The 25,527-nt window shown below is 38.2% G+C and carries 26 protein-coding genes and 2 pseudogenes; 11 read left to right on the forward strand and 17 right to left on the reverse strand.

Going from position 1 to position 25,527, the window contains the following annotated elements; genetic code table 11:
• The first annotated feature begins 144 nt into the window (after positions 1-144).
• The 4 genes from KHA99_RS17535 (at position 145) to KHA99_RS17550 (ending at position 2,457) form a co-directional block, all read left to right on the forward strand.
• The gene (locus tag KHA99_RS17535; RefSeq protein ID WP_213118733.1) at positions 145-1,125 is read left to right on the forward strand and encodes an SDR family oxidoreductase; all 981 of its coding nucleotides are present in this window, start codon (positions 145-147) and stop codon (positions 1,123-1,125) included.
• 320 nt (positions 1,126-1,445) lie between these two features.
• Positions 1,446-1,628, forward strand: a complete 183-nt coding sequence (locus KHA99_RS31555) for a DUF1835 domain-containing protein (protein WP_372447615.1) — start codon at positions 1,446-1,448, stop codon at positions 1,626-1,628.
• Positions 1,619-1,933 (forward strand): hypothetical protein, encoded by a 315-nt coding sequence (locus KHA99_RS17545; protein WP_213118734.1) that lies wholly within the window; start codon positions 1,619-1,621, stop codon positions 1,931-1,933. The genes KHA99_RS31555 and KHA99_RS17545 overlap by 10 nt, the downstream gene beginning before the upstream one ends.
• A gap of 98 nt (positions 1,934-2,031) precedes the next feature.
• Entirely contained in the window at positions 2,032-2,457 is a 426-nt protein-coding gene (locus KHA99_RS17550; protein ID WP_213118735.1) for an ASCH domain-containing protein, read from the forward strand.
• 788 nt (positions 2,458-3,245) lie between these two features.
• On the opposite strand, the gene KHA99_RS17555 is transcribed toward KHA99_RS17550, so the two are convergent.
• Both KHA99_RS17555 and KHA99_RS17560 read right to left on the reverse strand, forming a co-directional pair.
• Positions 3,246-4,973, reverse strand: a complete 1,728-nt coding sequence (locus KHA99_RS17555) for a glycine betaine ABC transporter substrate-binding protein (RefSeq protein ID WP_213118736.1) — start codon at positions 4,971-4,973, stop codon at positions 3,246-3,248.
• A 1-nt stretch (position 4,974) separates the two neighbouring features.
• Positions 4,975-6,180 (reverse strand): quaternary amine ABC transporter ATP-binding protein, encoded by a 1,206-nt coding sequence (locus tag KHA99_RS17560; protein WP_213118737.1) that lies wholly within the window; start codon positions 6,178-6,180, stop codon positions 4,975-4,977.
• Between the two features lie 385 nt (positions 6,181-6,565).
• Between KHA99_RS17560 and KHA99_RS17565 the strand changes: the two genes are divergently transcribed.
• From KHA99_RS17565 to KHA99_RS17585, 5 genes are read left to right on the forward strand one after another with little or no spacing between them, the layout of a single operon-like run.
• The gene (locus tag KHA99_RS17565) at positions 6,566-6,946 is read left to right on the forward strand and encodes a GntR family transcriptional regulator (protein ID WP_213118738.1); all 381 of its coding nucleotides are present in this window, start codon (positions 6,566-6,568) and stop codon (positions 6,944-6,946) included.
• Between the two features lie 4 nt (positions 6,947-6,950).
• A complete protein-coding gene (locus KHA99_RS17570; protein WP_213118739.1) occupies positions 6,951-8,063 on the forward strand; it encodes a DUF1648 domain-containing protein in 1,113 nt (370 codons plus the stop codon).
• A 56-nt stretch (positions 8,064-8,119) separates the two neighbouring features.
• Positions 8,120-8,314, forward strand: coding sequence for a PLD nuclease N-terminal domain-containing protein (locus tag KHA99_RS17575; RefSeq protein ID WP_213118740.1), 195 nt, complete (start codon positions 8,120-8,122; stop codon positions 8,312-8,314).
• 28 nt (positions 8,315-8,342) lie between these two features.
• Positions 8,343-9,248, forward strand: coding sequence for an ABC transporter ATP-binding protein (locus KHA99_RS17580; RefSeq protein ID WP_213118741.1), 906 nt, complete (start codon positions 8,343-8,345; stop codon positions 9,246-9,248).
• Entirely contained in the window at positions 9,245-10,024 is a 780-nt protein-coding gene (locus KHA99_RS17585) for an ABC transporter permease (RefSeq protein WP_213118742.1), read from the forward strand. Before KHA99_RS17580 ends, KHA99_RS17585 begins: the two co-directional genes overlap by 4 nt.
• Before the next feature lie 129 nt (positions 10,025-10,153).
• Here the strand turns inward: KHA99_RS17585 and phnX are convergent, their stop codons facing one another.
• The 7 genes from phnX to KHA99_RS17620 all read right to left on the reverse strand — a co-directional run bounded on the left by phnX (position 10,154) and on the right by KHA99_RS17620 (position 16,882).
• Positions 10,154-10,969, reverse strand: coding sequence for a phosphonoacetaldehyde hydrolase (phnX, locus tag KHA99_RS17590; protein WP_213118743.1), 816 nt, complete (start codon positions 10,967-10,969; stop codon positions 10,154-10,156).
• Positions 10,966-12,060 (reverse strand): 2-aminoethylphosphonate--pyruvate transaminase, encoded by a 1,095-nt coding sequence (gene phnW / locus KHA99_RS17595; protein WP_213118744.1) that lies wholly within the window; start codon positions 12,058-12,060, stop codon positions 10,966-10,968. Before phnW ends, phnX begins: the two co-directional genes overlap by 4 nt.
• Before the next feature lie 124 nt (positions 12,061-12,184).
• On the reverse strand, positions 12,185-13,027 hold the full coding sequence (locus KHA99_RS17600) for an ABC transporter permease subunit (protein WP_213118745.1): 843 nt from the start codon (positions 13,025-13,027) through the stop codon (positions 12,185-12,187).
• Positions 13,027-13,812, reverse strand: a complete 786-nt coding sequence (phnE, locus tag KHA99_RS17605; protein ID WP_213118746.1) for a phosphonate ABC transporter, permease protein PhnE — start codon at positions 13,810-13,812, stop codon at positions 13,027-13,029. The genes KHA99_RS17600 and phnE overlap by 1 nt, the downstream gene beginning before the upstream one ends.
• Before the next feature lie 12 nt (positions 13,813-13,824).
• Complete coding sequence (phnC, locus tag KHA99_RS17610; RefSeq protein WP_213118747.1) at positions 13,825-14,589, reverse strand: phosphonate ABC transporter ATP-binding protein; 765 nt, start codon at positions 14,587-14,589, stop codon at positions 13,825-13,827.
• Between the two features lie 88 nt (positions 14,590-14,677).
• A complete protein-coding gene (locus KHA99_RS17615; protein ID WP_213118748.1) occupies positions 14,678-15,733 on the reverse strand; it encodes a PhnD/SsuA/transferrin family substrate-binding protein in 1,056 nt (351 codons plus the stop codon).
• A 15-nt stretch (positions 15,734-15,748) separates the two neighbouring features.
• Positions 15,749-16,882 carry a phosphonoacetaldehyde reductase gene (locus KHA99_RS17620; protein ID WP_213118749.1) on the reverse strand — a complete coding sequence of 378 codons (1,134 nt, stop codon included), beginning with the start codon at positions 16,880-16,882 and terminating at the stop codon, positions 15,749-15,751.
• A 272-nt stretch (positions 16,883-17,154) separates the two neighbouring features.
• On the opposite strand from KHA99_RS17620, the gene KHA99_RS17625 reads away from it, so the two are divergent.
• Complete coding sequence (locus tag KHA99_RS17625; RefSeq protein ID WP_213118750.1) at positions 17,155-17,946, forward strand: DeoR/GlpR family DNA-binding transcription regulator; 792 nt, start codon at positions 17,155-17,157, stop codon at positions 17,944-17,946.
• A gap of 135 nt (positions 17,947-18,081) precedes the next feature.
• On the opposite strand, the gene KHA99_RS17630 is transcribed toward KHA99_RS17625, so the two are convergent.
• The 6 genes and pseudogenes from KHA99_RS17630 to KHA99_RS17655 form a co-directional block, all read right to left on the reverse strand.
• Positions 18,082-19,038, reverse strand: a complete 957-nt coding sequence (locus KHA99_RS17630) for a TRM11 family SAM-dependent methyltransferase (protein WP_249366720.1) — start codon at positions 19,036-19,038, stop codon at positions 18,082-18,084.
• Positions 19,039-19,124: 86 nt separating this feature from the next.
• Complete coding sequence (locus tag KHA99_RS17635) at positions 19,125-19,481, reverse strand: nucleotide excision repair endonuclease (RefSeq protein ID WP_213118751.1); 357 nt, start codon at positions 19,479-19,481, stop codon at positions 19,125-19,127.
• 141 nt (positions 19,482-19,622) lie between these two features.
• On the reverse strand, positions 19,623-21,113 hold the full coding sequence (locus KHA99_RS17640; protein ID WP_213118752.1) for an RNA-guided endonuclease InsQ/TnpB family protein: 1,491 nt from the start codon (positions 21,111-21,113) through the stop codon (positions 19,623-19,625).
• Positions 21,114-21,507: 394 nt separating this feature from the next.
• On the reverse strand, positions 21,508-22,245 hold the full coding sequence (locus KHA99_RS17645) for a DUF4230 domain-containing protein (RefSeq protein WP_213118753.1): 738 nt from the start codon (positions 22,243-22,245) through the stop codon (positions 21,508-21,510).
• Positions 22,246-22,532: 287 nt separating this feature from the next.
• Positions 22,533-22,718, reverse strand: a pseudogene (locus KHA99_RS30885) (IS3 family transposase); the annotation flags it as partial.
• 131 nt (positions 22,719-22,849) lie between these two features.
• Positions 22,850-23,356, reverse strand: coding sequence for a hypothetical protein (locus KHA99_RS17655; protein WP_213118755.1), 507 nt, complete (start codon positions 23,354-23,356; stop codon positions 22,850-22,852).
• 290 nt (positions 23,357-23,646) lie between these two features.
• Between KHA99_RS17655 and KHA99_RS17660 the strand changes: the two genes are divergently transcribed.
• A complete protein-coding gene (locus KHA99_RS17660) occupies positions 23,647-23,793 on the forward strand; it encodes a hypothetical protein (protein WP_213118756.1) in 147 nt (48 codons plus the stop codon).
• Positions 23,794-23,874: 81 nt separating this feature from the next.
• Here KHA99_RS17660 and KHA99_RS31560 read toward each other — a convergent pair.
• Positions 23,875-24,011, reverse strand: a pseudogene (locus KHA99_RS31560) (zinc ABC transporter substrate-binding protein); the annotation flags it as partial.
• Between the two features lie 205 nt (positions 24,012-24,216).
• On the reverse strand, positions 24,217-25,473 hold the full coding sequence (locus KHA99_RS17665) for an MFS transporter (RefSeq protein ID WP_213118757.1): 1,257 nt from the start codon (positions 25,471-25,473) through the stop codon (positions 24,217-24,219).
• Positions 25,474-25,527 lie beyond the last annotated feature (54 nt).

The raw sequence follows: 25,527 nt of genomic DNA on the forward strand, positions 1-25,527 counted from the left end.
AATAAAGAAAAAAGGTGTCTCTTTTGAGAGAAGAATACGCTTCTGTGTTGAAAGTAAACAACTTTTTTCACACTTTTTTTACTATATTTGTATTGAACAACATAAACATTCTATAGAAGAAAATTATTTCTATAGGAGGTATCCATGGATCAAAAGGATCAAAGTCGTCAATTAGAACAAATAAAGCAAATGCAACAAATGTTTAAAGCGAACATGAAAACTCAACCTTATCCCATGTACCCTAACTATGGGAAAATCACACGTTACGAAGAAATTCCGATAAGTTTACCTGAACAGCGCCAGCTGAGCCATCCCGGAGTGGAAAAATTTATGGTACCCCTTCCAATTATCGAAAACCCGAACTATAAAGGGAGTGGAAAGTTAACAGGAAAAGTAGCACTTATTACAGGGGGTGACAGTGGTATTGGTGCAGCAGTAGCAATTGCGTTTGCTAAAGAAGGCGCAGATGTTGCTATTTCATACTTAGATGAACATGAGGATGCAAATAGAACAAAAACGAGGATTGAACAACTCGGACAACGTTGTTTTCTAATGCCTGGTGACTTGCGGGACAAACAACACTGTATCTCCATTGTAGAACAAACAGTAAATACGTTTGGCCGTCTCGATATTCTTTGTAACCACGTTGGTATCCAATTCCAACAACTAAGTCTGCTTGACATTACAGATGAGCAATTCGATGACACCTTCAAAGTTAATATATACTCTCATTTTTACACAACAAGAGCTGCGCTTCCTCATTTAAAACCAGGCAGCTCAATCATTGGCACTTCTTCAGTGGTGACGTATGTAGGTGAGCAGCAAATGATTGATTATACGGCCACAAAAGGCGCAATAGTTGGCTGGACACGTGCCTTGGCTAAAAATGTCGTGAAACAAGGGATCCGAGTCAATGCCGTCGCCCCAGGCCGAATTTGGACCCCGCTTATTTCAGCAAGTTTCTCGTCAGACCAAGTCGCTGTATATGGAGCATTTAATCCAATGGAACGAGTTGCCCATCCGTTTGAACTCGCACCAACCTTTGTCTATCTTGCTTCTGATGATTCTCGTTTTGTTACTGGTCAAGTTCTTCATGTTGATGGGGGAGAATCCACACATTCCTAATGGAAGGGGGTTACCATTTTGAGATATGAATTTAATCCAGAAGTAAAGCTATTGCTAGTAAACCATTCAAATGAAAAAGTAAAGATGGTCTATATGGAGGATTCCTGGCCAATGTCTAAAATAGCACTTAGACCACCATACTATTGCTACCCAAGTTACGAGTTGAATTATCCAATAATCTAATAATAACAGACAGTGTGGAAGTCCATTCAACATTTCGCTTAGGGTTCGCAATTATACTAACTTTCAATTCATCAATTTTAACTAATAAGAAAATAGGCAGTCGTCCTCACGATTATTAAATTTCCCGATTAGTTTCTATCCCAGAAAATATTCCAATTATTATATGGGTATCAGAGAATGCGAATGAACAAACAGGGCTTCTCTTTACGATGTCCTTATTAAGGGAACGAAAAAATAACATCTTTTTCATAAATACCGGACAGTTGTATAAAGAAATATTTAAGTCAAAATCAATTTGGCGACAGGGAATTTGGGCTTAAAAGGCATATTGAATTTTTCTTATATAAAGAAAATTGATGATATTAAGCAGACTATCCCAATTGAGGATATTGTTATTACAGACAACATTGAAGCAATCCAAACAAAATTACTTAAAGGATATGCGATTCTGCAAATCAAGGAAAATTATAATAAGGTTGCATTAATTAATTTATCTAACGAAAAAGATAACATCTATTCAAAAATTGCATTCTATTTTCTTTATTGTTATATTCCGTTTTTGTTTGTGTTTATTTATATGAAGACAAAAGATAATGAAACTGCAAAACAATGTGGTTTCCCATAATTAGAAATGGATGTTTCTTCAATGTCTATGCTGATAAAATTATTCTGCAGGGAAACACTATAAACAAAGTAAACTTTTATCGGTTGGAGGCCGTTAGAATGAAGGTTTTATCAATGATTCAGCCTTGGGCAAGTCTTTTTGTCCTTCGTGAGGCCAAATATGAAACAAGGACATGGAGAACGAATTATCGAGGGCCATTGGCGATTCACACAAGTAAAAAAATAGATAAGGCTGTCTGCAACCATGTAGCAATCCAGGCGTTGCTTGGAAAGCATGGGTACACAAAAGAGAACCTTCCAACTGGCATGATCATTGCGGTATGCAGGCTGGAAAATTGTTTGATGGTGACTGAAAACAACCAGACGAGTGCAATCCTGGAGGATGGAAGAATTGTATCAGGTAATGACTATTTTTTAGGTGACTTTCAAGTGGGAGGTTTTGCTTGGGAAGTTCAGGACATGCAGTTACTGGATGAGTTTATTCCAGCTAAAGGAAAACTAGGACTATGGGAATATAATTTATAACAATTTTTAGATAAAACTTATCCGCAGAATCTATGACACCGACTTAATTGTTTGGGTGCCATTCAGTTTTTAGACCCTTTTTTCACCACAACACGTATAGAACGATTACATAAATTTCGTTAACATAAAAATACCATTTTTCCTGAATGAGAAAATGTATTTTCTTTATTAGGAGTGATTAATTATTTTTTTCAATCCAATTATTACACCCGGTATCACAAATAACATTGGTAGCCATACTGGACCCATAACTTTCCCAGAAATACAAAGTCAGGAGATAATATTAGCACCACCTTAACGAAAATCGCGGAGAAGACAAATGGAAGATATGCATAAGTAATACCATTCCTAACTGAATCATGACAGGCGTCCCACATAGTAAAGAAATAAAGACAAGCGAGCAAAGCCTGGTAACGCTATGCTCCATAGAATAGTTTCAATGACCTTCTCTTTATTCATAAGCTACACTTACTTTATATTTCTTAAACTTTCACGATCTTCAGCTAAAGGTGGTTGCTCCATCCAACCATATTTTATTAAAAGTTGAGCTCCGTTCTCCGCATACAGCCCTATCTCAGCCATGTAGTTAATTGAATATTAGTGAAGAAAAAAGTTTTTAGATATCTAAAAGACAATCCATAGCCACTTTTTCTAAATTTCTCTTCATTACTATTTCTCCTGAAAGAGTGTGCCTGTCACCACCCGAATCTTGTCGAGTAGAATTCGACAAATTATGGTGGTGACAGGCACTTATTAAAAAATTGTCATACAGTTTGTAATCCCAGTTTCTACTTCAAATCTTCTATCGAATTAATATCCATATACTTTGGTACAACCAGTCCATTCTTCGTGCCATGAAGGTTGCTTCCAAGGTCAATGAAGTCATTTTTATATTGCTTATAATATTCCGCGTGGGTGCTCGGCAGCCAGGCCGAAACCATACCGTCGGCGCTTTTGTTGGCCACACCAGCAAACATCGGGCCGACTTCCACTTGACTCAATTTCACATGGAATCCATTCTGCTCTAGCACCTTGGCGATGACATTGGTACTGGCAATTTCTGTATCCCAAGCCACATAGACAAGATTAATCGTCTCCCCATTACCTGCTTTGGCACCATTTGTCCATTGCCCCACTTTATCCTTGTTGGCATCCGTCCATTTTTTGGCTGCTTTCTCTGGATCCGTTCCGTCTTTAATATCCACCATCACTTTTTCTATATCTGCAGGCTCCCAGGAAAATTGATCAAGGATGGTATACGCGCCCGGCGCATCCTGTTCAAGGCCTTTTCTTACAATCGTATGAATATCCTCAACCGCACCAAAAGATTTCTTCGGATCCTCGAGAAATTTTAAGTCATAAGTGGAAAACATCCAATGCGGTGACCATCCGGTGACAATAATTGGTTTTTTCTGATTATAGGCCTTCTTTAATTCGGCAGCCATAGCAGCCGATGACCCTTCTTGCAGCTGCCATTGATCCAGCTGATAATCTTTGATCGCTTTATTCGATTGGGCCATAATTCCTGCACCAGGTTCAATCCCAATTATTTTATAATCAGTTTGGGTTCCAATACGATTCCCACCCTTTTTCACAGCTGTTTCTTTTGTGACTCCAGTCACGATCGCTGTCAGAATGACCAGTACAGCTAAAATGGAAAAGACGACTTTTTTCTTAATTACCTTTTCATAGGCCGGTTTCCGCAAGTTTTGGCTAATCCGGTCGAGTATAACGGCGATGAACACGATGGATAATCCTGCTTCAAAACCCTTTCCCACGTCAATTTGGCTAACAGCCCGGTAAACATCTGCGCCCAGCCCCGGCGCCCCTACAAGGGAAGCTGTCACAACCATTGATAAAGCTAGCATAATGCTTTGATTGACCCCGGCCATAATTGTTGGCGTAGCAATCGGTAATTGAACCTTGAATAATTTTTGGCTGCTACTGGAACCAAAGGCATCCGCTGCTTCAATTAAATCCTTTGGAACTTCCTTAATGCCCAGATTGGTCATTCGGATTGTTGGCGCAATGGCAAAAATAATCGAGGCAATAATTCCTGGCACCACTCCAATACCAAAAAACAATATCGAAGGAATTAAATAGACAAATGCCGGCATGGTTTGCATAAAATCTAAAGTCGGCGTTACAATTCGATGCACTGTTTTTCTTTGGGCACACCAGATTCCAACAGGGATCCCAATGATGATGGTAAATAATCCTGATAATAACACAATAGCTATGGTTTGAATGCTGGAATCCCAATAGCCGAGATTATCAATCAAGAGCAAGCTGACAAGCGCAAAAATTCCTAACGGCCATCTGCTTGTATAAATAACCAACAGAGTTAAGACGATGATTAAAACGATAGGCGGACCAGCACTTAATACATCCACTACGATATTTAGCAGGCCCTCGATGACGGTAGTTAAAAAGGTGAAAAATCCGGCAAATGCAACGGTGACCCACTTGACCAGAACGTCTACCCAATCTCCTAAAGGGATTTTTGGCACATTCATCTCATTCACTCTCCAAATCGTTCAAGGAATCTTTAATTCCTGCCAACGCACCGATGACGGCACCGCGAACGACCACACCTTTAAGTCGGTTCTCTTCATCGATAACAGAGATTGGCAGACTCGATGTCGCAATCACATCCATTAGTTCAGCGAGTATGGTATCTCCGGAAACGGTTGGAATATCCGTTGTCATAACATCTGCAATTGATTGATTCTGATCAATGGCCTGTCGTGCCTCTTCAGCGGTGATGGCACCCAATAATTTCCGATTGCGTCCAACAACAAATATACTGGAATATCCCTGCTTCCGCATGATTTCCAATGCCACCCGCGGCCCCCGGTCTATACCAATTCTTTCTGCTGGTTTCATTACATGGGATGCCGTTAATATTTTTGATAAATCTACATCTTCCACGAATTTCTCGACAAATTCATTCGCAGGATTCATTAAAATTTGCTCGGGTGTTCCCAGCTGAATGATACTGCCATCCTTCATCAACGCAATCCGATCACCGATTCGCAATGCTTCATCCAAATCATGGGTAATAAAGATGATCGTTTTCTTGTATTTCTCTTGGATCTCCAACAATTCATCCTGCATATCTTTCCGAATTAACGGGTCGAGCGCACTGAATGCCTCGTCCATCAAGATTACATCTGTGTCACTGGCAAGTGCCCTAGCTAGTCCCACCCGTTGTTGCATTCCCCCGCTTAATTGTTTTGGCAGCTGATTTTCGTAACCTTTTAACCCGACAATCTCCAATGCACTAAGTGCCCTTTTCCTTCGCTGTTCAGCGGGGACCTTCTGAATCTCCAGCCCATATTCCGTATTTTCCACTATCGTTTTATGAGGAAATAAGGCAAAATTCTGAAACACCATACTAATCTTTTTCTGCCTGACCTCCCTTAAGCGTGCATCACTCATCTTCACGATATCTTCATTTTCAATCAGGATTTCTCCGATTGTTGGCTTTATCAGGCGGTTAAACATACGGATTAACGTGGATTTTCCGCTTCCAGATAAACCCATAATGACAAAAATCTCACCAGGGTAAATTTCAAAGGAAACATTTTTTACCCCAAGGGTCTGTCCGGTGGCTTTCAAAATTTCCTTCTTGGTCTTTCCTTGTTTCAATAAGTCGATTGCAGCCTTTGGATTATTGCCAAAAATCTTAGAGACCCTTCTGACCTCGACGTAGGGATTCATGCAGTCACCTCATCTAATTAATTAACCGTATCATATACATTTTTGCCGAATATCCCCATTCTATGTTACTTCCGTCATAATTTTAGATTTAGCTAAAAAAGGTCCTATTCGAGTGACTACAAATCAACTTTTAAGGAAAGTTCCGATGGCGGTAAATAATTTCATCCTATAGTTCAGCTCAGAATTTACTTCCTGAAAAAAGAGCCTATGCAAGAATTAGTTATCTTGAATAGGCCCTTCTTTTTATCAGGTAATCTCATTTACTTATGATACGAGCGTGTTTATTCCTGAGAAACAATTCTTTTGTCAGGATGCGATTGTTATAGTAAATATAGAACAGGTCTGTTATACTAAGTATAGAACAAACAAGGATGGAGATGTTTGAATGGTGATCCTAGATCCCGAATCCAATATTCCGTTATATATGCAGCTTCGAACTCAAATAATTGAATCTATTGTACGTGGAAATTTATCGAAGGGTGATACATTACCTTCTGTTCGTGGGTTAGCTGGTGATTTAGGCATTAACATGCACACAGTCAATAAAAGCTATCACGAACTCGAGGCCAAGGGAATCATTGAAATCGTTCCAAAAAAAGGAGCGGTCATTATTGCAGATACAGAAAAAGGACCTTCAAAAAAACAGCGTGAGGACATTACTGAGGAGTTAAGACCCGCCGTAGCTGAAGCGCTCGTTCATGGCATGAAGGAAGAAGATCTCCATCAGTTAATTTCAGAGATTATTTTAATAGTGAAGGAGGTGTAATCAAATGGAATTTGCGATATTATTTATCACCATCATTTTCGTAAGTGTGTTTCAAATTTTTATTCCATTTTTCGCAAAACGGACAGTTGTTTTTGGGGTTTCAATCCCTAATGAGCAAATAAAGAATCCTAAAGTGATGAAGTACAAGAAGATCTATACCATTATTACTTCGATTATGGCACTCATTGTTTTGGGGGGATTTTTCTTTTGGAATCAGGGACAGAACGTGAATGAGACGCAGCTGGCTCTGGCAGGTATGATGATCCCATTTATTGTGCTGCTTGTTGGTTTAGCATTATATTTATATTTTCACTTTACATTATCAAAATTAAAAAAGTCCCAAAATTGGTACCGGGATGTGAAACAGGTTTATTATGCTGACCTGGCAACTCGTTCAAAGGATGAGATGCTGGCCCCCTTTGCTCATCTCATGCCCATCATCATTTCAGCTGGTTTGGTCATTTTAACCGTAAATGTATATGACCGTTTGCCTAGCCAAATTCCAACACATTGGGGACCTACTGGTCAAGCAGATGCGTTTAGTAATAAAAGCTGGATGACTGCGCTTGGCCTGCCCATCATTTTAATCATTATGCAACTTATGTTCTTTGCCATAAACCTTTTTACAAAGAAATCCGGCATTAAAATCAATCCCGGTAATGTTACGTCATCAAAATTACGTCAGCTTCGTCTTCGTAAATACACAAGCTGGTTCTTATTTGTTGTTAATATATTACTCTCTCTGCTATTTGCCATTTTACAGCTAAATCTTATCTATGAAAACGTAGTGAATGAAACCTTTATGATGATTTTACCTTTAGGTTTCATGGTCATCACCCTGGCAGGGACAATTTGGTTAGCAGTGAAAGTTGGCAGCGTGGACTCAGACTTTGAAGGAAAGCCAATAATGGAAAACACTAATAATGTTGAAGCGATGGATGAAGATAAATATTGGAAAGGCGGGTTATTCTATTATAACCGCAACGATCCTTCTGTATTTGTAGAGAAACGTTTTGGCATTGGCTATACATTAAATTTCGCTAATCCGATCGGATATTTAATTATCATTCTTCCAATTGTTTTGATTTGCATTCTTCCGTTCTTTTTCAATAAATGAAACTCTCACCCCTATTTTGTGGTGTAAAAAAGGAAGTTAGTAAGGAGGCAAAGAAAATGATCTCACAAATAAACTGGGCCTTGGTTGCTCCAATCATTGCCATTCAAGTGATCTTAATGATTATTGCGTTGGTCGATCTCTTTAAAACAGAGAAGACGAATGGACCAAAATGGATGTGGGTACTTATCATTCTTTTTATCAATATTCTTGGTCCCATTTTGTATTTTGTCATAGGAAAAAAGCACGCATAAACTATGCTCCTAAAAAGGTGTGAGAAAGATGAAGCTGATGGAAGTAAGTTCATTAACTAAGTCATTTGGAAAGCATGTGGCCGTTAACAACTTGTCTTTTTCAATTGAGGAAGGACACTGCGTGGCGCTGCTCGGCCCAAATGGCGCAGGAAAGACCACAACACTGGAAATGCTCGCAAGCCTGCAAAAACCAACAAACGGATCGGTCTCGTTTTTAGGTGTTGAAAAAGGGGATTATCGGGAATCTATCGGCTACCTGCCACAGCAGCCTGTTTTTTTCCCTTGGATGAATGCAATGGAGTACCTCGTGTTTATGGGTGAACTTTCCGGACTGTCTAAGGCCAAGGCCTCGATGCGTGCTGATGAGTTACTTGAACTATTAGGAATTGCCGATGCTAGAAAGCGCAAGATCGGGGGGTATTCAGGGGGGATGAAGCAGCGTCTTGGAATTGCACAGGCACTGATTCATGAGCCAAAATTGCTAATGCTGGATGAACCGGTTTCAGCACTTGACCCGGTCGGACGCAGGGAAATGCTTGAATTGATGAAAATGCTGAAAGAAACAACGACGATTCTGTTTTCGACACATATCCTTCATGATGCTGAGGAGGTTTGTGATGATGTCATTATGATTCATAAAGGTGAGCTAGCCATCACGGGTTCTCTTTCAGAACTGCGCCGAAGGCATCAGGAGGATGTCATTATCATTTCAGCGGATGGAAATCTGGATGAATGGGTCCGAAGCATCGAGAACTGGAATGTGGTCTCTAAAGTGATCGCAAATAATGATACTATTAAAATTTATGTTAAAAATGCCGAAGTGGCAAGAAACCAGCTATTAGTTGAAATAGCCGAAAGGCAGCTGCCAATCTCGAGATTCACAGTGGGGCAAACCAGCCTTGAGGATCTGTTCATGAAGGTGGTGGGAAAATGAAGAAGTGGTTCGTTCTTTTTCGAAAAGAATGGCTAGAGATGAGCCGCAATTATAAAGTGATCTGGATTCCACTCGTTTTTGTGTTGTTTGGACTCCTGCAGCCGGTAACAAGCTACTATATGCCGGAAATCTTGAAAAATGCAAGTAACCTGCCGAAAGGGGCCGTCATCAAAATTCCCATACCTTCTAGCGGAGAGGTCCTTGCACAAACTTTAGGGCAGTTTAACCAGATGGGGATTCTCGTTCTTGTTCTTGCTTTTATGGGCATTGTTTCCTCTGAACAGAGAAGCGGGATGATGAAAGCGATCCTGGTAAAACCTGTCGGCTATTCGTCTTATATCACCGCTAAATGGATGAGCGCGGTACTGCTTAGCGGCGGAGCCATCTTCCTTGGCATGCTAGCTTCATGGTATTATACAATACTATTAATTGGTGACTTCCCTTTTATGGATATCGTTAAGGGAATCAGTCTCTATTTCATATGGATCTTGTTTTTAATAACATTCACTGTTTTTCTTAGCAGCTTTTTGAAAAGCAGCGGGCTTGTAGCAGCATTTACACTGTTATTGAGTATTCTTTTAACACTTTTAACACCGCTTCTCAAGAAATGGATGGAATGGAGCCCAGCCCAGCTGACAAATGCCGCTGCTTCCCTATTTACAGCAGGGAAAATAGAGGGACCATTCTTAATCCCGCTTATTACGACCGTCATTCTTACGGCCCTTTTCCTATATCTTGCGGGCACCCGTAAATCAAGTCTATCACGGCTCGGATAACCTTTTTCAAAAAATAAACGGTTGCTCTAGGAAATGAAAGATAAAAAAATAGGTTGTCCTCACATGGGCAACCTTTCGCTTCTCATTTACTTTGATACGGTTCACCGTAACAAATATACCAGCGAAAACTTATCTTGCAGAAGGTCTCTTACCCTCTGAAATAAGATGATTGATTCTTTCAATTATTTGTGGCAGTTCACTCATCGTTTGAATCGTAAAATCTGCTCCATTTCGTAAAAAGGACTGTTCCGTTTTAGCAATGGCTTTCTCTTGATCCGCTTCAGAAAGGGCATTAAATTCTGCTAAGCTTAGTCCCATTTCCGAACTGCCAATGATGACACCTACTGACCAAACACCAGCATTAATCGCCTCTTTGATATCTGAGGTCGTATCACCTACTTTTACTACCTTCCATGAAGCTGATAATTTTAATACTTCCATGTTTCGATAAATCATATAAGGATACGGTCTTCCAAGCGAATTCGTTCCATCAGGCGTGATGTAAAAATCCGGACAATAGCCTTTTTTCATTGCATTAGGAACAACAACATCCATCATCGTTTGGGTATATCCTGTTGTCGAACCAATTTTCAACCCTTGGTTTCTTATTTCTTGGACAGTCTCAATCACCCCAGGAATTGGATCTGTATACTCTGATAATGAGACAAGCAGTGCAGGTTCAAATTCAGCATACAAGGTCTCGACATCTTGTTCATTAAAGACTCTTCCAAATTTTCCTTCCCATAATGCAGCTAGTCTAGGCATCGACAGCATCGCGCGAATATGGTCAATTTTCAACATCCCCATTGGCACTCGCGCTTCTTCCATCGTCACTTCAATGCCCGCATTTTTAAAAATATCAATAAATACATTTACTGGTGCAAAGCAGCCAAAATCAACTGCTGTCCCAGCCCAATCAAGAATAACTCCTTCTACTCTATTCATTTTGTCACCACCCCCATATATTCTTCAATAATTCCGCATAATTCTTCGATATCTTCTTGATAGATTTCACCAATGTTTCCAATTCGGAAAGTGTTCTCGTCTGTTAATTTACCAGGGTAGAGCACATACCCTCTTTCTTTCACAAATGAATAAAATTCGGCAAAGTTAAAGCGTTCATTTGGAAATAGAAAAGCTGTAATAATAGGAGATTGCTTTTCTTCCGAAAGATATGTCTTAAACCCCAATCGTTCCATTCTCTCTCTTAAAATCCTATTATTCTGCTGATATCGGGTAAATCTTGCGGGTACTCCTCCCTCTTCTTCGAGTTCATCAATCGCTCGGGCAAATGCAGCTACCACATGTGTCGGCGAGGTAAAACGCCATTTTCCATCCTTGTCCATTTCTTTCCATTGATCATACAAATCTAAAGATAAACTGCGTGAATTTCCTTTACAAGTTACTAGTTTCTCTTTTTTGGCAATGACAAACGCAAATCCAGGAACTCCTTGGATACATTTATTGGCGCTGCTGATTAAAAAATCAATGCCAAGTTCTGATATATTAATTTCCAATCCGCCAAAACTGCTCATCGCATCAACAATGAACGTTTTCCCAAATTCGCTCGAAAGTTTTGCCATCATTTCAATAGGATTTAAAATTCCTGTTGTTGTTTCACAATGAACCATCATGATATGGGTAATATCCTGATCTACCTTTAAAATTTCTGTGATTTCTTCCACTTTTGGCTGTTCGTTGTAAGCAACATCGTATACCCGATAGTTTAGCCCGATATATCGAGCCGTTTTAACCATTCTCTCCCCATATGCGCCGTTCGAAATAATGAGTAGCTTATCTTGATTGGAAATGGCAGACGTCATCACGGATTCAACCGCAAACGAGCCGCTTCCCTGCATCAGAACAGTTGTATAGTCATCTTTAGAGGTCTCAGCTAATTCAAGCAGCTTTGTTCTTATTTTTTGCGTAATCTCTTTATATTCATTGTCCCATGTACAGCGGTCAAAAAGCATCTCTTCTTTTACTGTGGCTGACGTCGTCAAAGGTCCGGGTGTTAACAATTTATAGTGAACCATGTTCACATGCCTCCTTAAGAACCATAATTTTTTAGAGGAAAAAATCTGAGAAATTCCTGCTAAACATAGAATCTCCTTTTCTATATTTAGTGAGGAACTATCCATCAATCCAGAGTTTCCTATGTTAATTAGAATTTGCAGGAAAATAACGCTTTTTCAAACGAGTTGAAATCACTTCTAATACAATAGCAATAATTAAAATTCCATAGGTAATAAATCCAACTTCCTTCAGATCGAAATAGAAACCGGAGGCCATAAAAAGTTCAAACCCGATACCACCTGCTCCTGCTGCAGCTCCCATTGCGACAGCAACGCCGAAGTTGATTTCAAATCGCAAGAAAACCCATGACAATAAGTAAGTAAAAGTCGACGGCATTACACCTCTTGTCACAATATGCCACCAATTAGCTCCTGTTGCTTGCAAGGCTTCAATGATTCCTTTATCAACTTCTTCAAATGCCTCAGAGAAGGCTTTGACTAAATAGGCAACGGAATGAAATAACATTCCCAAAATAGCTGCTTCGCTTCCTAATCCGGCTGCAATCGCAAAAATTAACACCCATAAGACCGTTGGAACAGCCCGGATAATGGCGACAAATACACGGACTATTCTTACTGTCCATTTATTTGATAAGTTTGCGGCCGCCATCAATGAGAGGAAGAAGGCAATGACAGCGCCAATCACTGTTGCAAGGAAGGCTAAACCAAGAGTTATAACCATTTGATAGATGGCTTCTTCCATACTGAAATGGCTGATTGCCGGCTGCAGAAACATCACTTTCAAGTTATAGGCTGTTTCCGTCATGGCTGATTTGATTTCGAGCCCTGCATAGTTAAAAAATGCAAAAGCAACGATGGTCAAAATACTCAGGATGATCAAAGTCCAGGTTACGACCTGATCGACTTTGTTCCCCACCTTAATATTAATTCTGCCGTCTTTTTTTCTCCTGATCTGCACCGCTTCCATTATAGAATCACCTTCCGAATATAATTTGAAATCAGGTCAACCAGAATAACGGCAATGACAATACATAAGGTAACGAGTCCGACAGCATTATAATTCAAGGTTTTGTAGTACATATCAAAGGTATAACCGATTCCTGTCCCCGTTAATATGCCAACCAAAGTAGCACTTCGAATATTCGTTTCGATCATAAACAAGATCCAGCTCAGCATCTGCGGCAGACATTGAGGAATAACGGCCTTGCTTACAATTTGGAAATAGGTCGCTCCTGTTGCCGTTAGTGCTTCAACAGAACTTTGGCCAACCTCATCCATGCTCTCCATGAATGCCCTCGTTAAAAATCCTACCGTCCCTACAAACAGCGCTAAAAAACCAGTTACTGAATTTTGTCCAAAAGATATGAGTAGGATCAATGACCAGGCAACCACGGGAATATTTCTTGAAACAGAAGCAACAAACCGGGCAAACACACTTAAAAAGCTGTTAACCTTAGTGGTATTAGATCCAAATAACCCTAAAAAGAGAGAAACAGCTGCTGCTAACGTTGTTGCAGCAATGGACATAAAAATCGTTTCTACCAATGTTTCCATAATCTTAGGCAATCTTTCCAATGAATCTTGAGTAATCGAAAGGTTTGATAACATCCAGCCTGTTGCTTCAGGAATGGTCACTAGTCCATCCCAAAAATTAAATTGTGTGATAAATGAGGACCAGTAGGTAAGAACGATGATGATGAGCAGAAAAATGACTGACTGCCATCTGTTTTTACGCATCGCTTTTTCGTTCACTGTCATTTCTCCTTAGGCTATAATTAGTTCCTTCGTTTTCGTCCCATAAATCTTGTGAATTTGTTCTTCGGAAAGCTGATGGCTTGCACCTTCAAAGACAATTTCGCCTTGATTCAGACCAATGATACGATCCGAATAATTTTGCGCCACATCAACTTGATGTAGATTAACTAAACAAGTGATTCCGAGCTCAGTTGTAATGGCTTTTAAATGATCCATAATAATCTTGGAGGAATTTGGATCAAGTGAAGCAATCGGCTCATCACAAAGAACTAATTTCGGTTCTTGAATAAGTGCTCGACAGATTCCGACACGCTGCTGTTGGCCGCCGCTTAACTGGTCACAGCGTTTATAGGCATGCTCTTGAATTCCCAATTTCTCAAGCAGTTCAAAGGCGCGTTCTTTTTCTTCCTCTGTATATCTGCCTAAAATCCCCTGCATCGTTGTTTTATAGCCAAACCTGCCATGCAGGACATTTTCTATCACTGTCAAACGGGGAACCAAATTATAATGTTGAAATACCATTCCAATGTTGGTTCGCATTCTACGCAGCTCTCTTTTATTTAAACTGCCAACATCTTGTTGATTAAACGTAATCTTGCCTTCATTAAATTCAACCATTCGATTGATACAGCGTAAAAAAGTTGATTTACCTGCCCCCGACGGACCAATAATGGATACAAATTCACCAGGATTTATTTCAAGATTGATATTCTTCAAAATTTTCTTGTCAGAGGTATATGATTTTCCAAGTCCTTCAACCTTTAATAATGCCATTTGAATTGACTCCTTTTTATAAGCTTCATTGTAAGAGAGTGCTGTTCAACACTCTCCTGCAGTTTACTTTCTTCTTTAAAAAAGAAAATTATTTTGAAAGTTCGCGGATGGGATCGTACCATTTGTCTTCAACAGCAACAAGTCTTTCCTTACCTTTTTTAGCGTAAAGAGCAGTCTTTCCTGAACCTTCAGGGGCAAAGATTTTTTCATTGTTTGCAAAATCATCAGAAGTGAAGAGAGCTTGGATTTTATCAAAGTCCTCCTGGCCAAGTGAATCCTTGTTCGCAACAAATGGTTCATTTAATACCGGTGTTACGCTCATCAAAGTAAATTCTTTGTCTACAACCGTGTTAAATGGTTCAGCCGCTCCATCTTTCACACGATAAACAGAACCTACTTTATTTGCCTCACCTTTTGAAACCTCTACATAATCTTTTACACATGTATCACAGAATGCTGCAACATCTGCCTTACCTGATAATAAATTAACGGCAGAACCTTGGTGAGAGTTTCCAAATAATACTTGTGAGAAAAGTGGACCGCCTTGCATTAAATCTTCTTGTGTTAAATTTGCATACTTTTGTTGTTTTGAAAAATGGGCAATAATATTTTGGGATGGTACTTTAAATCCAGAAGTTGAGCTGTTTGACACAAAAGAGAATTTTGTATTCGCTAATGTATCCAGTGAAAATTTTCCGTTCTCTTTAAACTTATCCTGCTTGTCTACATTAACAGCTAACCAGCTGTGATATTTAGCATCATCTAAAGTGCCTGATTCTCCTGTTTTTACCGCAATTGGTTGAACTGCTTTATTACGTTTATTCGCTTCCACATAACTTTGCGCACCCGTGAAGGCAAGATCAGCTTTATTATTTACCAAAGTTTCAATGGCAATTGCATAATCGGTTGTTAATTGATGCTCTACTTTTTTACCAGTTGCTTCTGAAATCAAGCGTCCAATTTCATCACGAGATGCTTTTAAATTTTCCCCGGATTCGTTCGGATACCAAACCATTTTAATCACATCGTCTGTTTTGGCCTTACTGCCATTATTACCGCTGGCATTATTGGTATTACCTCCGCTGCATGCCGTTAAGAAAATAGAAAATAGTAAAATTACAGGTAGCAATAATTTTGTTTTCATGTTCTTATCCCCTTATTAATAAATTGACATTAAAATTTGTTTGACATCATCTTTGGTCATTTCAACCGGGTTGTTGTCCATTCGTCCTTTAGTAAAAGCATTTCCTGCGATTTTCTCAATTATCTCTTCATTCGCATGATAATCTCTTAATCTGCTTGAAAAACCAGCTAATTTAAAGAAGTAATCGATTTGCTCTTGTATTTCCTGACAGCTTCTCGCTCCAAATGCTTTTAGTAATTTATCACTCTTCAAAATTGAAGCAAAATTTAATTCCATTACTTTAGCCAAAGTGATACTAGCTGCAATGCCGTGCACCATTCCAAGTTCCAACGTGAGAGGATATGAAATGGAATGACATGCGGTCGTTCTTGTATTGCTGAATGCCAATCCTGCATACAAGCTGCCCAAAGCCAATTCTTTTCTTAGTGACACTTCTTGTGGGTGTGTTAATACAGCTTCAAAGTTATGAACAATACGACTGATTGCTTCTAATGAATAAACCCTTGAAATTTCATTTGAGTTTTTTGACCAGTAAGCTTCCGTGGCATGACACAAGGCATCCAAAGCGGTTGAGGCGGTAAGACTCATTGGTAATGAAGCCGTTAGTGCCGGATCAATGATTGCTATATGGGAATATAAGTTTTCAGAGTCAATGGACAATTTTACTCCGTTCGCATTGTCCCAAATCGTTGCCCAACAAGTCACCTCAGAACCAGTTCCAGATGTAGTAGGTACGGCAACCCACGGAACTATGTTTGGATTTTCTGCATAAAGTTTTTCTTTAATCACAGTTCGTAAACTAGAAATAGAATCTACTTCCATCTTCTTTAAAGCAGCTAAGGATTTAGCAAGATCAAGAACGCTCCCCCCCCCAATGCCTACTATACATTCGTAATCAAACTCTTTAATCAGTTGTGTATATCGAAATAAGTCCTCGACATCAGGATTGGATATTTGTACATCAAGCTGTTTGAATTCATATCTTGCAAGATATTTTTCCAAGTTTTGTCCAGCTTGTGATTTTGAAAAATCACCTCCTCGAGTTAAAAGTAAAACCTTGTTTGGTTGAAAACCTAAATTATTCAATACATTCTCAATTACCTCTAGAGAATCTATTTTGATTTTTACCGGATTATAGTAACTACCCATTGTTCATGTCCTTTCTATCGAGCTCTTTTCTTCTGTAGTCAGATTGTTTCATGTACCTTACAATGCAAGATTAATCCGTTTTATGCCGTTTTACAATAGGTTTTACAGTTTCATTACACAATTTCAACATATTTTACGTGTTGTTCACATAATTTTATATGAATTAAGTCTATTTTTTGCGTAATATTGCCGCATTTTTCTTTATTTAAGGGTATAATCATTAGTATATTATTTACTTATAGACTTTTATCATGTGATTGGAGGGCGGTATTTTGTTACAAGAACAAAGACATCATGAAATTGAAACCTTCTTAAAGCGGCAAAAAGCTGTAAAGGCTGCAGAACTAGCTTCATTATTAGATGTCTCCATCGATACAATTAGAAGAGATTTAGAGGTCTTGGAGAAAAAGGGTATTGTAAAACGGGTTCACGGAGGAGCGATCTTAAAACAAAAAGAGGATACTGCACTTAATAAACTTTTTAACGAAAGAGAAGTTAAACATTTAGAGAAAAAAAAACAACTTGCCTTAGTAGCAGTTGAATTAATTGAAGAGGGGCAAGCTATCGCTTTAAACGGTGGTACCACTACCATTGAACTCGCAAAAGTCTTGGCAGACAAATTCGAAAGATTAACCATTATCACCAATGATTTGAGAATTGTAAGTATTCTTGGAAAGAATAAACATTTTAACATTATTCTATCAGGTGGTTTTTATAATCCAGAAGAATCCACGTTATATGGAAAACAGTGTGAGGATATTCTCTCTAATTTTAATATTGATATCGCCTTTATTACGGTTAATGCCTTATCATTTGAACATGGTTTAACAGATTTTAGAATCCATGAAGTTGGGGTGATTCAGTCCATTCTGTCACGTTCAAAATATAAAGTTGTCGTGGCTGATTCGTCAAAATTCGAAACTAATGCTTATATTAATATTTGTCCATTAGAAAATATTGATTTAATCGTAACAGACAGTGCCCTTCCTTCAATTATAGAAAAGGAATATAGTGAACATCATATTCAAATTCTTACACCTCACTCAGATTTATCTAATGAGTAATTTTCAACAGTGTCTGTCACTCCCCGCAAAGTTTTCGACAAATTGAGGGCGGTGACAGGCACTCATTTCATTTCTTATGGTAGGGTTCACCGTGATGTATCTAAATGGGGTTTTATTTTTTAAATTATTAAAGACTTATTTACAGACAATTACTTCACGAGTAAATGACCCTTTTTTAACTACAGCGCGGTCAATCATGTAAAATCCCGCATTTATGAGGATTTCATCGATTATTTCAACTGTAACTACTACGACTTTCTTAGCAATCCTGCGTGCACATTGGAGTATCTCGAGTTGCTCTTCAGGCGATATGACAGAACACAAATTGTAGGGTAAATCGATAATCGCTACATCATATTGATTTGTGATATTGCGGATATCTGCCAATTTCACTTCTCCAGAAAGCCCAAAATGTGCTATATTTTCTCTAGCGCCGCCAAGAATAAGAGGATTTCTATCGCTCCCAACTATATCAATCCCCATAGATAGGGCCTCTACCAGTACGGTCCCAATCCCACAGCAAGGGTCAATGGCCTTTATTCCACTTGGAACTGGAATGGCAATATTCACGATCGCTCTTGCCACTCGTGTGTTAAGCGCGGTGGAATAACTATGCGGTTTCTGTTGATGCCGAAACCATACAGACTCACTTTTCATATAATCACCGAATACCCATCTTCCGTTTATATTCATAACGCCAAATAATCTCTTCGGATGATGAATATCAGCCTCACCATTAATATGTAATCCGATTTCCTTCTCAATGGCCCGTCGGTATTCAATGCCCTTCTCTTCATTTTTTACATGTCCACCATTTTTTACATAATACACTTTAAACTTTTCCCCAGTTACTTGTAGGGCCGCTACTTGTTCGATGAGATTTTGAAGACTTTGCCCCTCATAAATGACAGCAAGTCTTTCCTTAATAAACGGACTCCGACTTGGGTCAATTTTCACGTGGCTTTCTAAGATGTTTGTTTGTGACTCCTTCCCAAATAATGAGCGCATTTCCAAAGCACACAATGAACGTTCATCCTCGTAACAGGCGTAAGTATATATATAGGTCGTTAGTTTTTCGTGTTTACAATCCAATAGTCCACATCCTTCTCTCTATAAATAATAAAAGGCAATAGGCATGCTCTTATTTAACCGCACCTATCGCCTCTCTTGATAAAGTTTTACCTAAAAAACACCTTGTCTATATTGTACTTCGACTTGAGTTCATTAGTAATATACGTTTCGTATATTTCTCTATGGACAGGGTCTTCAATCACACAAACTTCAATTTTAGTGACTTCATCTCTATGCATTTTGATTGGAGATACAGTATCCTCAAAATGCTTTTTAATTCTTGGTCTCAACTTCCTTGCTTTACCAACGAATAATAGTTCTTGTTTATTGTTATAGAACATAAAAATACCACCCTTATCTCTAGGGATAAGATGAAATTCTGTAAACCCATAAATATTACTTAACTCAGGATTATTCTGTTTGGTAATGGTAACACTTGGTTTTGGAATAGTTATGTTTATCACTAAGTTCACTTCCTCTTTTAATATCTCTTATGATGTTATCATGAGTATACCCATAATTAAAGTTAGGGGTTTCGAAAGAATAGGCTTTAAAAGCCCATTGTCTTTTCGTGGGCTACCACAAGTCCCGCTAATACATCAGGTCTAAGCCTTCAGCTTTGCATGTTTATTCTTCATTATGATGATTTTCTTTGGGGATTGAAGGAACTGCTTTCTTTCAAGTCCATCAAATGCATCCTTTACATGTTTGCGAACAATATTAAAGGCACCATTTACATCTGCATGAATGGAAATTTTCGATCCTTTTATCTTGTAGAAAGCCCTACTACACCGATACCCACTAAAAAGTGGATGGTTATCATCTCCGAAGGTTGGAATCGGATCATTGTCCAAAAAGCTAGACTTGCTGGTATAACTTTCTTCTCGTTCGATGACTTGAATTCCTTTCCGTTCAGCCTTGTATCGTATCATTTCAATGAACGTGGCATACGGAATTTGGATGAAGGTTTGCTTATCAGACTTTTTCAATGCGACCTCCGATTTCCAACCAACATTTCTTCCTATGATAATAGTATCAATCGTTCTTTCTGAAGCAATCTCCACTACTTTTGCACTGGCCTTGTGTAAAAAATCCATGGCCCGATTATTCCTTTTTCGATCCAATGAAATCAAGCGATTAGTGGTAAATATCCCTTCTTTTGGACCTTTTCCATTCCTTATAATACACATATAATTTGCCCTTAATTTGTTATAGTATTGATTGATCGATTTTAGCCATGTACCCTTGATAAGCAGAGGTTTAAGCCCCGTGTTATCGATAATAGTTGCCAGGTTATCCACGCCCAAATCAATACCCATTACCCGTCTTGGCGGAAATACAAATTCATTTTTTTGTTTATCCGTTCTCTTGATTTCCTTTTCTTCTTCTCCTTTAAAAACAATCTCTATTACATAGCGGCCATAGGACGGTACAATTCGAACCTGTTGAAATTCCCCTTCAGAATAAGCGATCTTTCCAAGGTTTAATGGAAGATGAGTTCCTGGTAATTTTAGTATACTCCCATCTTTTATTTCCGTAATTTGGTTGGTTAAATAACACGTTGTGCGACCATTCTTCAGTTTGTATCTTGGAATTTTTGGTTTACCAGAAAAGCTGGCAGGATTGAGTTTATATTTCTTAGAGGCTTCAAAAAAGCTTTTCCAATCATCATATACTTTCTTCATCGTTTGTTGATTGGACTGAGAGGGCATCGAGGTGTAATCAATCTGTTTCATAACCTTAAATAACGCTTCTAAAAAGGCATATCCAATGAATGATTTCTCTTGGGTTGGCATTTCGAAAAGTTTCAACTTTGGTTCTATTATTTTGCCTTTTTTGTCTACTTTCATAGGGGTGGCTTTTGCTTTTTCATAGCTTTTCAAGCGAATTACATTCATTTGAGGTAAATAGGTTTCAATATCCTGTAACACTTGAAGTTGATTTTCATTTCTAATTTCTTTTCTTATTGATGTGTAAACCTGACGAATATAATAATTGGTTATGTTGTACAAATTTTTCGCCTTAAAACATAGCGAATCACAGTATTCAAACAACTCATTTTCAGGATGAATTTGTATTTTATAGGACCTATACATCGTATACACCTCCTTCCGAACAGGAACAAATGTTCTATATATATATTTAAATAATATCACATTATACAAAAAAGTATAGTGAGTTCACTAGATTTAATTGATAAAAAAACAAAAAAAACAGCTTATATCCCCATATCTAAAGCTAGGGGTTTTACGCTGCTTATCGATAAAGTAAGCGGTTCCGTCTATTTATCAGATATATAGAAAATGGTAAAATAATTGCCTCCCTACTTGCTTCAAAAACAACATTTCAACCTGTTTGTCACCTTCTTATACGCAAATATTTTTTGCAGTTCTGCCCATATGTTGGATTCACCAAAAAAATCCCCCCAAACCTTTAGTTCGAGGGAATATCTTATGAACCGCTTATTAACACAGGTGCCGCTGCAACCGATTATTTGAAAGTAACAGTTACGGTATAATTTAGATTTTTAAAAAAATCTTGTAGGGCAAGGCGGGCATTATCTTCAGCAGTTTTTAAAAGACCAGACTGAATGGCTTCATCTTTTATCTTTTGTTTAGCACGATCTTCTAGTTGGAACCCTTCTTCCCTATTGACCTCACTACGAAATATGCCTTCACTTGAAAAGGTTTGAATGTTCTTTGAGTCGATAGATGGTGCTTGGACAATGGTGGCATGCGGCAAAGTGATATGAATCACCTTCTTGTCGGTATCCAAATTTATGTCCTTTTTAGTCAATTTTTTCAAGTCAACACCTGCAGTCACTTCTCCAGGAACGACCATAAATAACGTCCTTTTTGACCCAGGAATATCCCATGGGATGCTTTTGCCAAATAATTTATTATCTTCTTCAGATAAAATAGTTTTGGTATGTGCTTGTGCCGTTGCCAATGTAGCTAATTTTTGGATGCTCTCAATGACTGATGCACTTTTTAATGTTGCTTCTCCTTTTTGTAAATAAATATACCCTGCAAAAAAAATGACTAGACTAACGATAACCCCTATTCCAATTCCCCAAAACAAGGATTTAACCGATTGAAATTTTGGAAACAGATGAATAGGTCTAGCTGGCTTTACTGCTAAAGTGGCAGCTGTTTCGTTTTGAGTTTGTTTCAGCTGATTCATAATATAATCTAGATCACTTTTGGATATTTTGCTTTCTTCTCTCATACGTTTCTCCCCCATACAACCTTCATTTTAGTAAAATGAGGATTCTGTCCCCACACGAATAACGATTTTTTTATAAATCTATTATACTTTAATTCGACATTTTTCGTTGAGTCTATTTTAAATTTTGCCAATTATTCACAAGGTTTTCAAAAAAGTTCCATCCATAAACATAATTTAAGATGAAAATGATTTAGTAATTGCAATTGAGCCCCCCATGTAATTACAAATTAAAAACAAAACACCAGTCCTATTATGGATTGGTGTTGTTCTGTTTCCCTAAAAAAACCTCATTTACTTATGGCACGGTATTCCACTGGACTTAAGTCTTTTAATTTTGTCTTCATTCGTTTGTGATTGTAATAGTAAATATAGTCAGCTAATTCTTGTTCAAAATGCTCCATACTGTCAAATTCTTGTAGATAAAGGAGTTCAGACTTTAATAGGCCAAAGAAATTTTCCATGACTGCGTTATCCTGGCTGAAGTCGTTTTATCGCTTGGTCTAACATATCTCCCACTAATTTATAAACAGGACGGTTCATGACGGTATACGCAATGTTTTCGACATTACACAAATAAAATAGAACAAAGACATAGGGACGGTTCTCATGATTTACCCGTATTTAAAACTTTCTTTAGTTTCTTATTTAAATTTTTTGATTGTGTTATCGTAATGTATTCTTCATTTATATTAAAATATGTTTCTTCGTTCGTATCATAAATTTGTTCTGGTTCGCCGTTTTTGCGTATTGAATAAATGAATCTCCCGCCATTCTCTTCCATTTTTACAATGGTGTAGTCTTTGCCATTTTTATTACCAAGATGAATCAGTGTAAAATCCCCTGATTCACTCTTTATTAACATGGAGTAATTTAGTTTTGTTTGAAAAAGGGCCGAATGATTAGAACTTCTTATTTCTTTGATCTCAATTCCTTCTTTAGTCAGTGAATCAAGCATATCTTTAGCGTGGGTGTATTCGCTCGGAATGGCAAACGTTTGTGGCGGCTTTTGTAGATTTAGCTCCTTGGTTACAGGTGATTCCGTTTTTGAACATGCGGTGCTTAGAGGAACAATATATAACAAACAAAATATTAACCAAGTATTCCTTAACATACTATCCCTCCTTCAAGTTAGTGTATTAAATAATACGTTGATCTTACCTTGTATGTACCTACAAAATAGAACCTTGCACCCGTTTAAGTCTATTATAGCCGATGAATAAATAGATCGTGGTTTGCAGTGACGTGGATGCGATCCTCCCTTTTAGAAAAATTCCTTTTTTGCAACCTAATCTTATGGAGGAAAATATGGATGATGGAAAAGACGTTATTTTGTATGTTTCTTCTTTTCAGAACAAATAATAACTAGGGCTTTTAAAAATTATTACATAGGAGATGAAGGCAATGGACACAAAAGATAACTTCTTAGCGGGAGCAAAGGTGACCAGCGATAATCAAGTTTATGGCACGCCAAACAGCAAAAGCAAGAATGGCACTGGCGACTCCCCGAATGATAATGCTGGCAGCAGAAAACAAAATCGTAATCGTTAAACGGGCAGTAAGACACATAGGGACGGTTCTTATGCCTCATAACCACGAAAACCATCCCTATTTTTCACTTTATTGATAATTTTAATGTCTTTCGATTTTTTTCATAACGCCTATAAAGTCCAGCCCCTGTTTTTGTTCCTCTTTTGTTAGTCCTTCTAATGGATTTAAGACTGCTGTTTTAGACCTATTTCTTTGGCTAGGGTATCAGGTACGTTTGGTTAGCTCTTAAAAAGGCCCCCCAAGGAAAATATCGAAACAGAGCATTAGTGCCGTGAGGGACTCACCCTAAAATAAGGTGCCATATGAAATTTTTAATAAAAATAGATCATGTCAAGTGGGTGGCCATGTTATTTCGTTCTATATCTAATTGAGAGATAACAGAAAAAAAGGGGTCTCCATGTAACTAAAGAACCCTTACTTTTATTATGCTTGTTCTTTCACTAAATTTTTCTTTTCATAACTTTTCTTATTGTTTGTAATAAAGAAAGAAACGCTGCCCAATAAGATAAACGTAACGGCAGAAACAGTAAATACACTAGCTAAGCAAAGCCATTTCCCGAGGAGCGATCCTATTACTGGGGCAAGAAGACTTGAGGCACTTTGAATGGCTGTTGAAAAAGCACTAATTCTCCCTAGCATATTCGCTGGTGTTTCAGTCGTTAGGATAAAACCATAGGGAACAAATAGAGCCGTTCCAACACAGCCGATCATGGCAAAAACAATCATCCAAAATAGAAGGTTCCCATGAACAAAACCATAGCAGCCCAATCCAACTAAAAGCATGAATACTCCAGATATGATCCTGCCTATGGACATAAACCTCAGCGGATTTTTTCTCCAATTAGTATATGTGCCGCATAAGAAAGATCCCGTGACAGAACCCGCTCCAAGGGCACTGCTGATTAATCCATAACCTGTTTTATCTAGTCCCAAAGACAAGGATAACGGAGCAAAAAAACTATCATAAAGAAAGTTGATAAACATGGAAATGGATGTAATCGAAATAGCTGATAATAAAAGTCGGTTCGATCGAATAAGCGAAAAACCTTCTTTAAAATCCACCCAGTAGGAAGCTTTGGCAATACAATTTTCTTGTCCCCCCTTTTCAAAGGCTGGAAGTTTGAAAATCAACATCAGTGCCATACCATACATGATTCCTTCTATCAAAAATATCATTTGTGGTTTTGTCATAACCAGCAACACTCCACCCATTAAGGGGGCAACAATCTTGGTCACATTCAGCACAATCTGACTAAGGGACGAAGCTTCTGCCATGTACTCATTAGGAACTACTTTTCGATTAGAAGATTGTCGAGCTGGTTCAAAAACAGAAGCCAAAGATGATTTTAGGAAAATTAGGGCAAGTAGTACCCATATGTTAGGTGCAACAAAGAAACCAAAAATCACCATGACATGAAACAAAGTAGAAAACATCATGACCTTCTTTTGATCGTATCGGTCAATCCAAACTGACGACAATGGCCCAATGACAATATAAGGGAGAAACATGACGATAACTGATGCAGCGTTCGCCCGTAAGTCTAATCCCCACTGAAAGGATATGAGGGCATTAATCGCAAGTACATCAAGCCAATTTCCAAAACTTGAAAATACCTGAACATAAAACAACAATCGGAAATCTTTTCGTTTTAATAAGGAAAATGTTTGTGATTTTTTCAAAAAAAACATCCCTTTCTTACCTTGGATTTTTAGGTAAGAAAAGGATAGCAATGA

The sequence above is a fragment of the Neobacillus rhizophilus genome (genome assembly GCF_018343535.1).
Classification (GTDB): Bacteria; Bacillota; Bacilli; order Bacillales; family Cytobacillaceae; genus Neobacillus; species Neobacillus rhizophilus.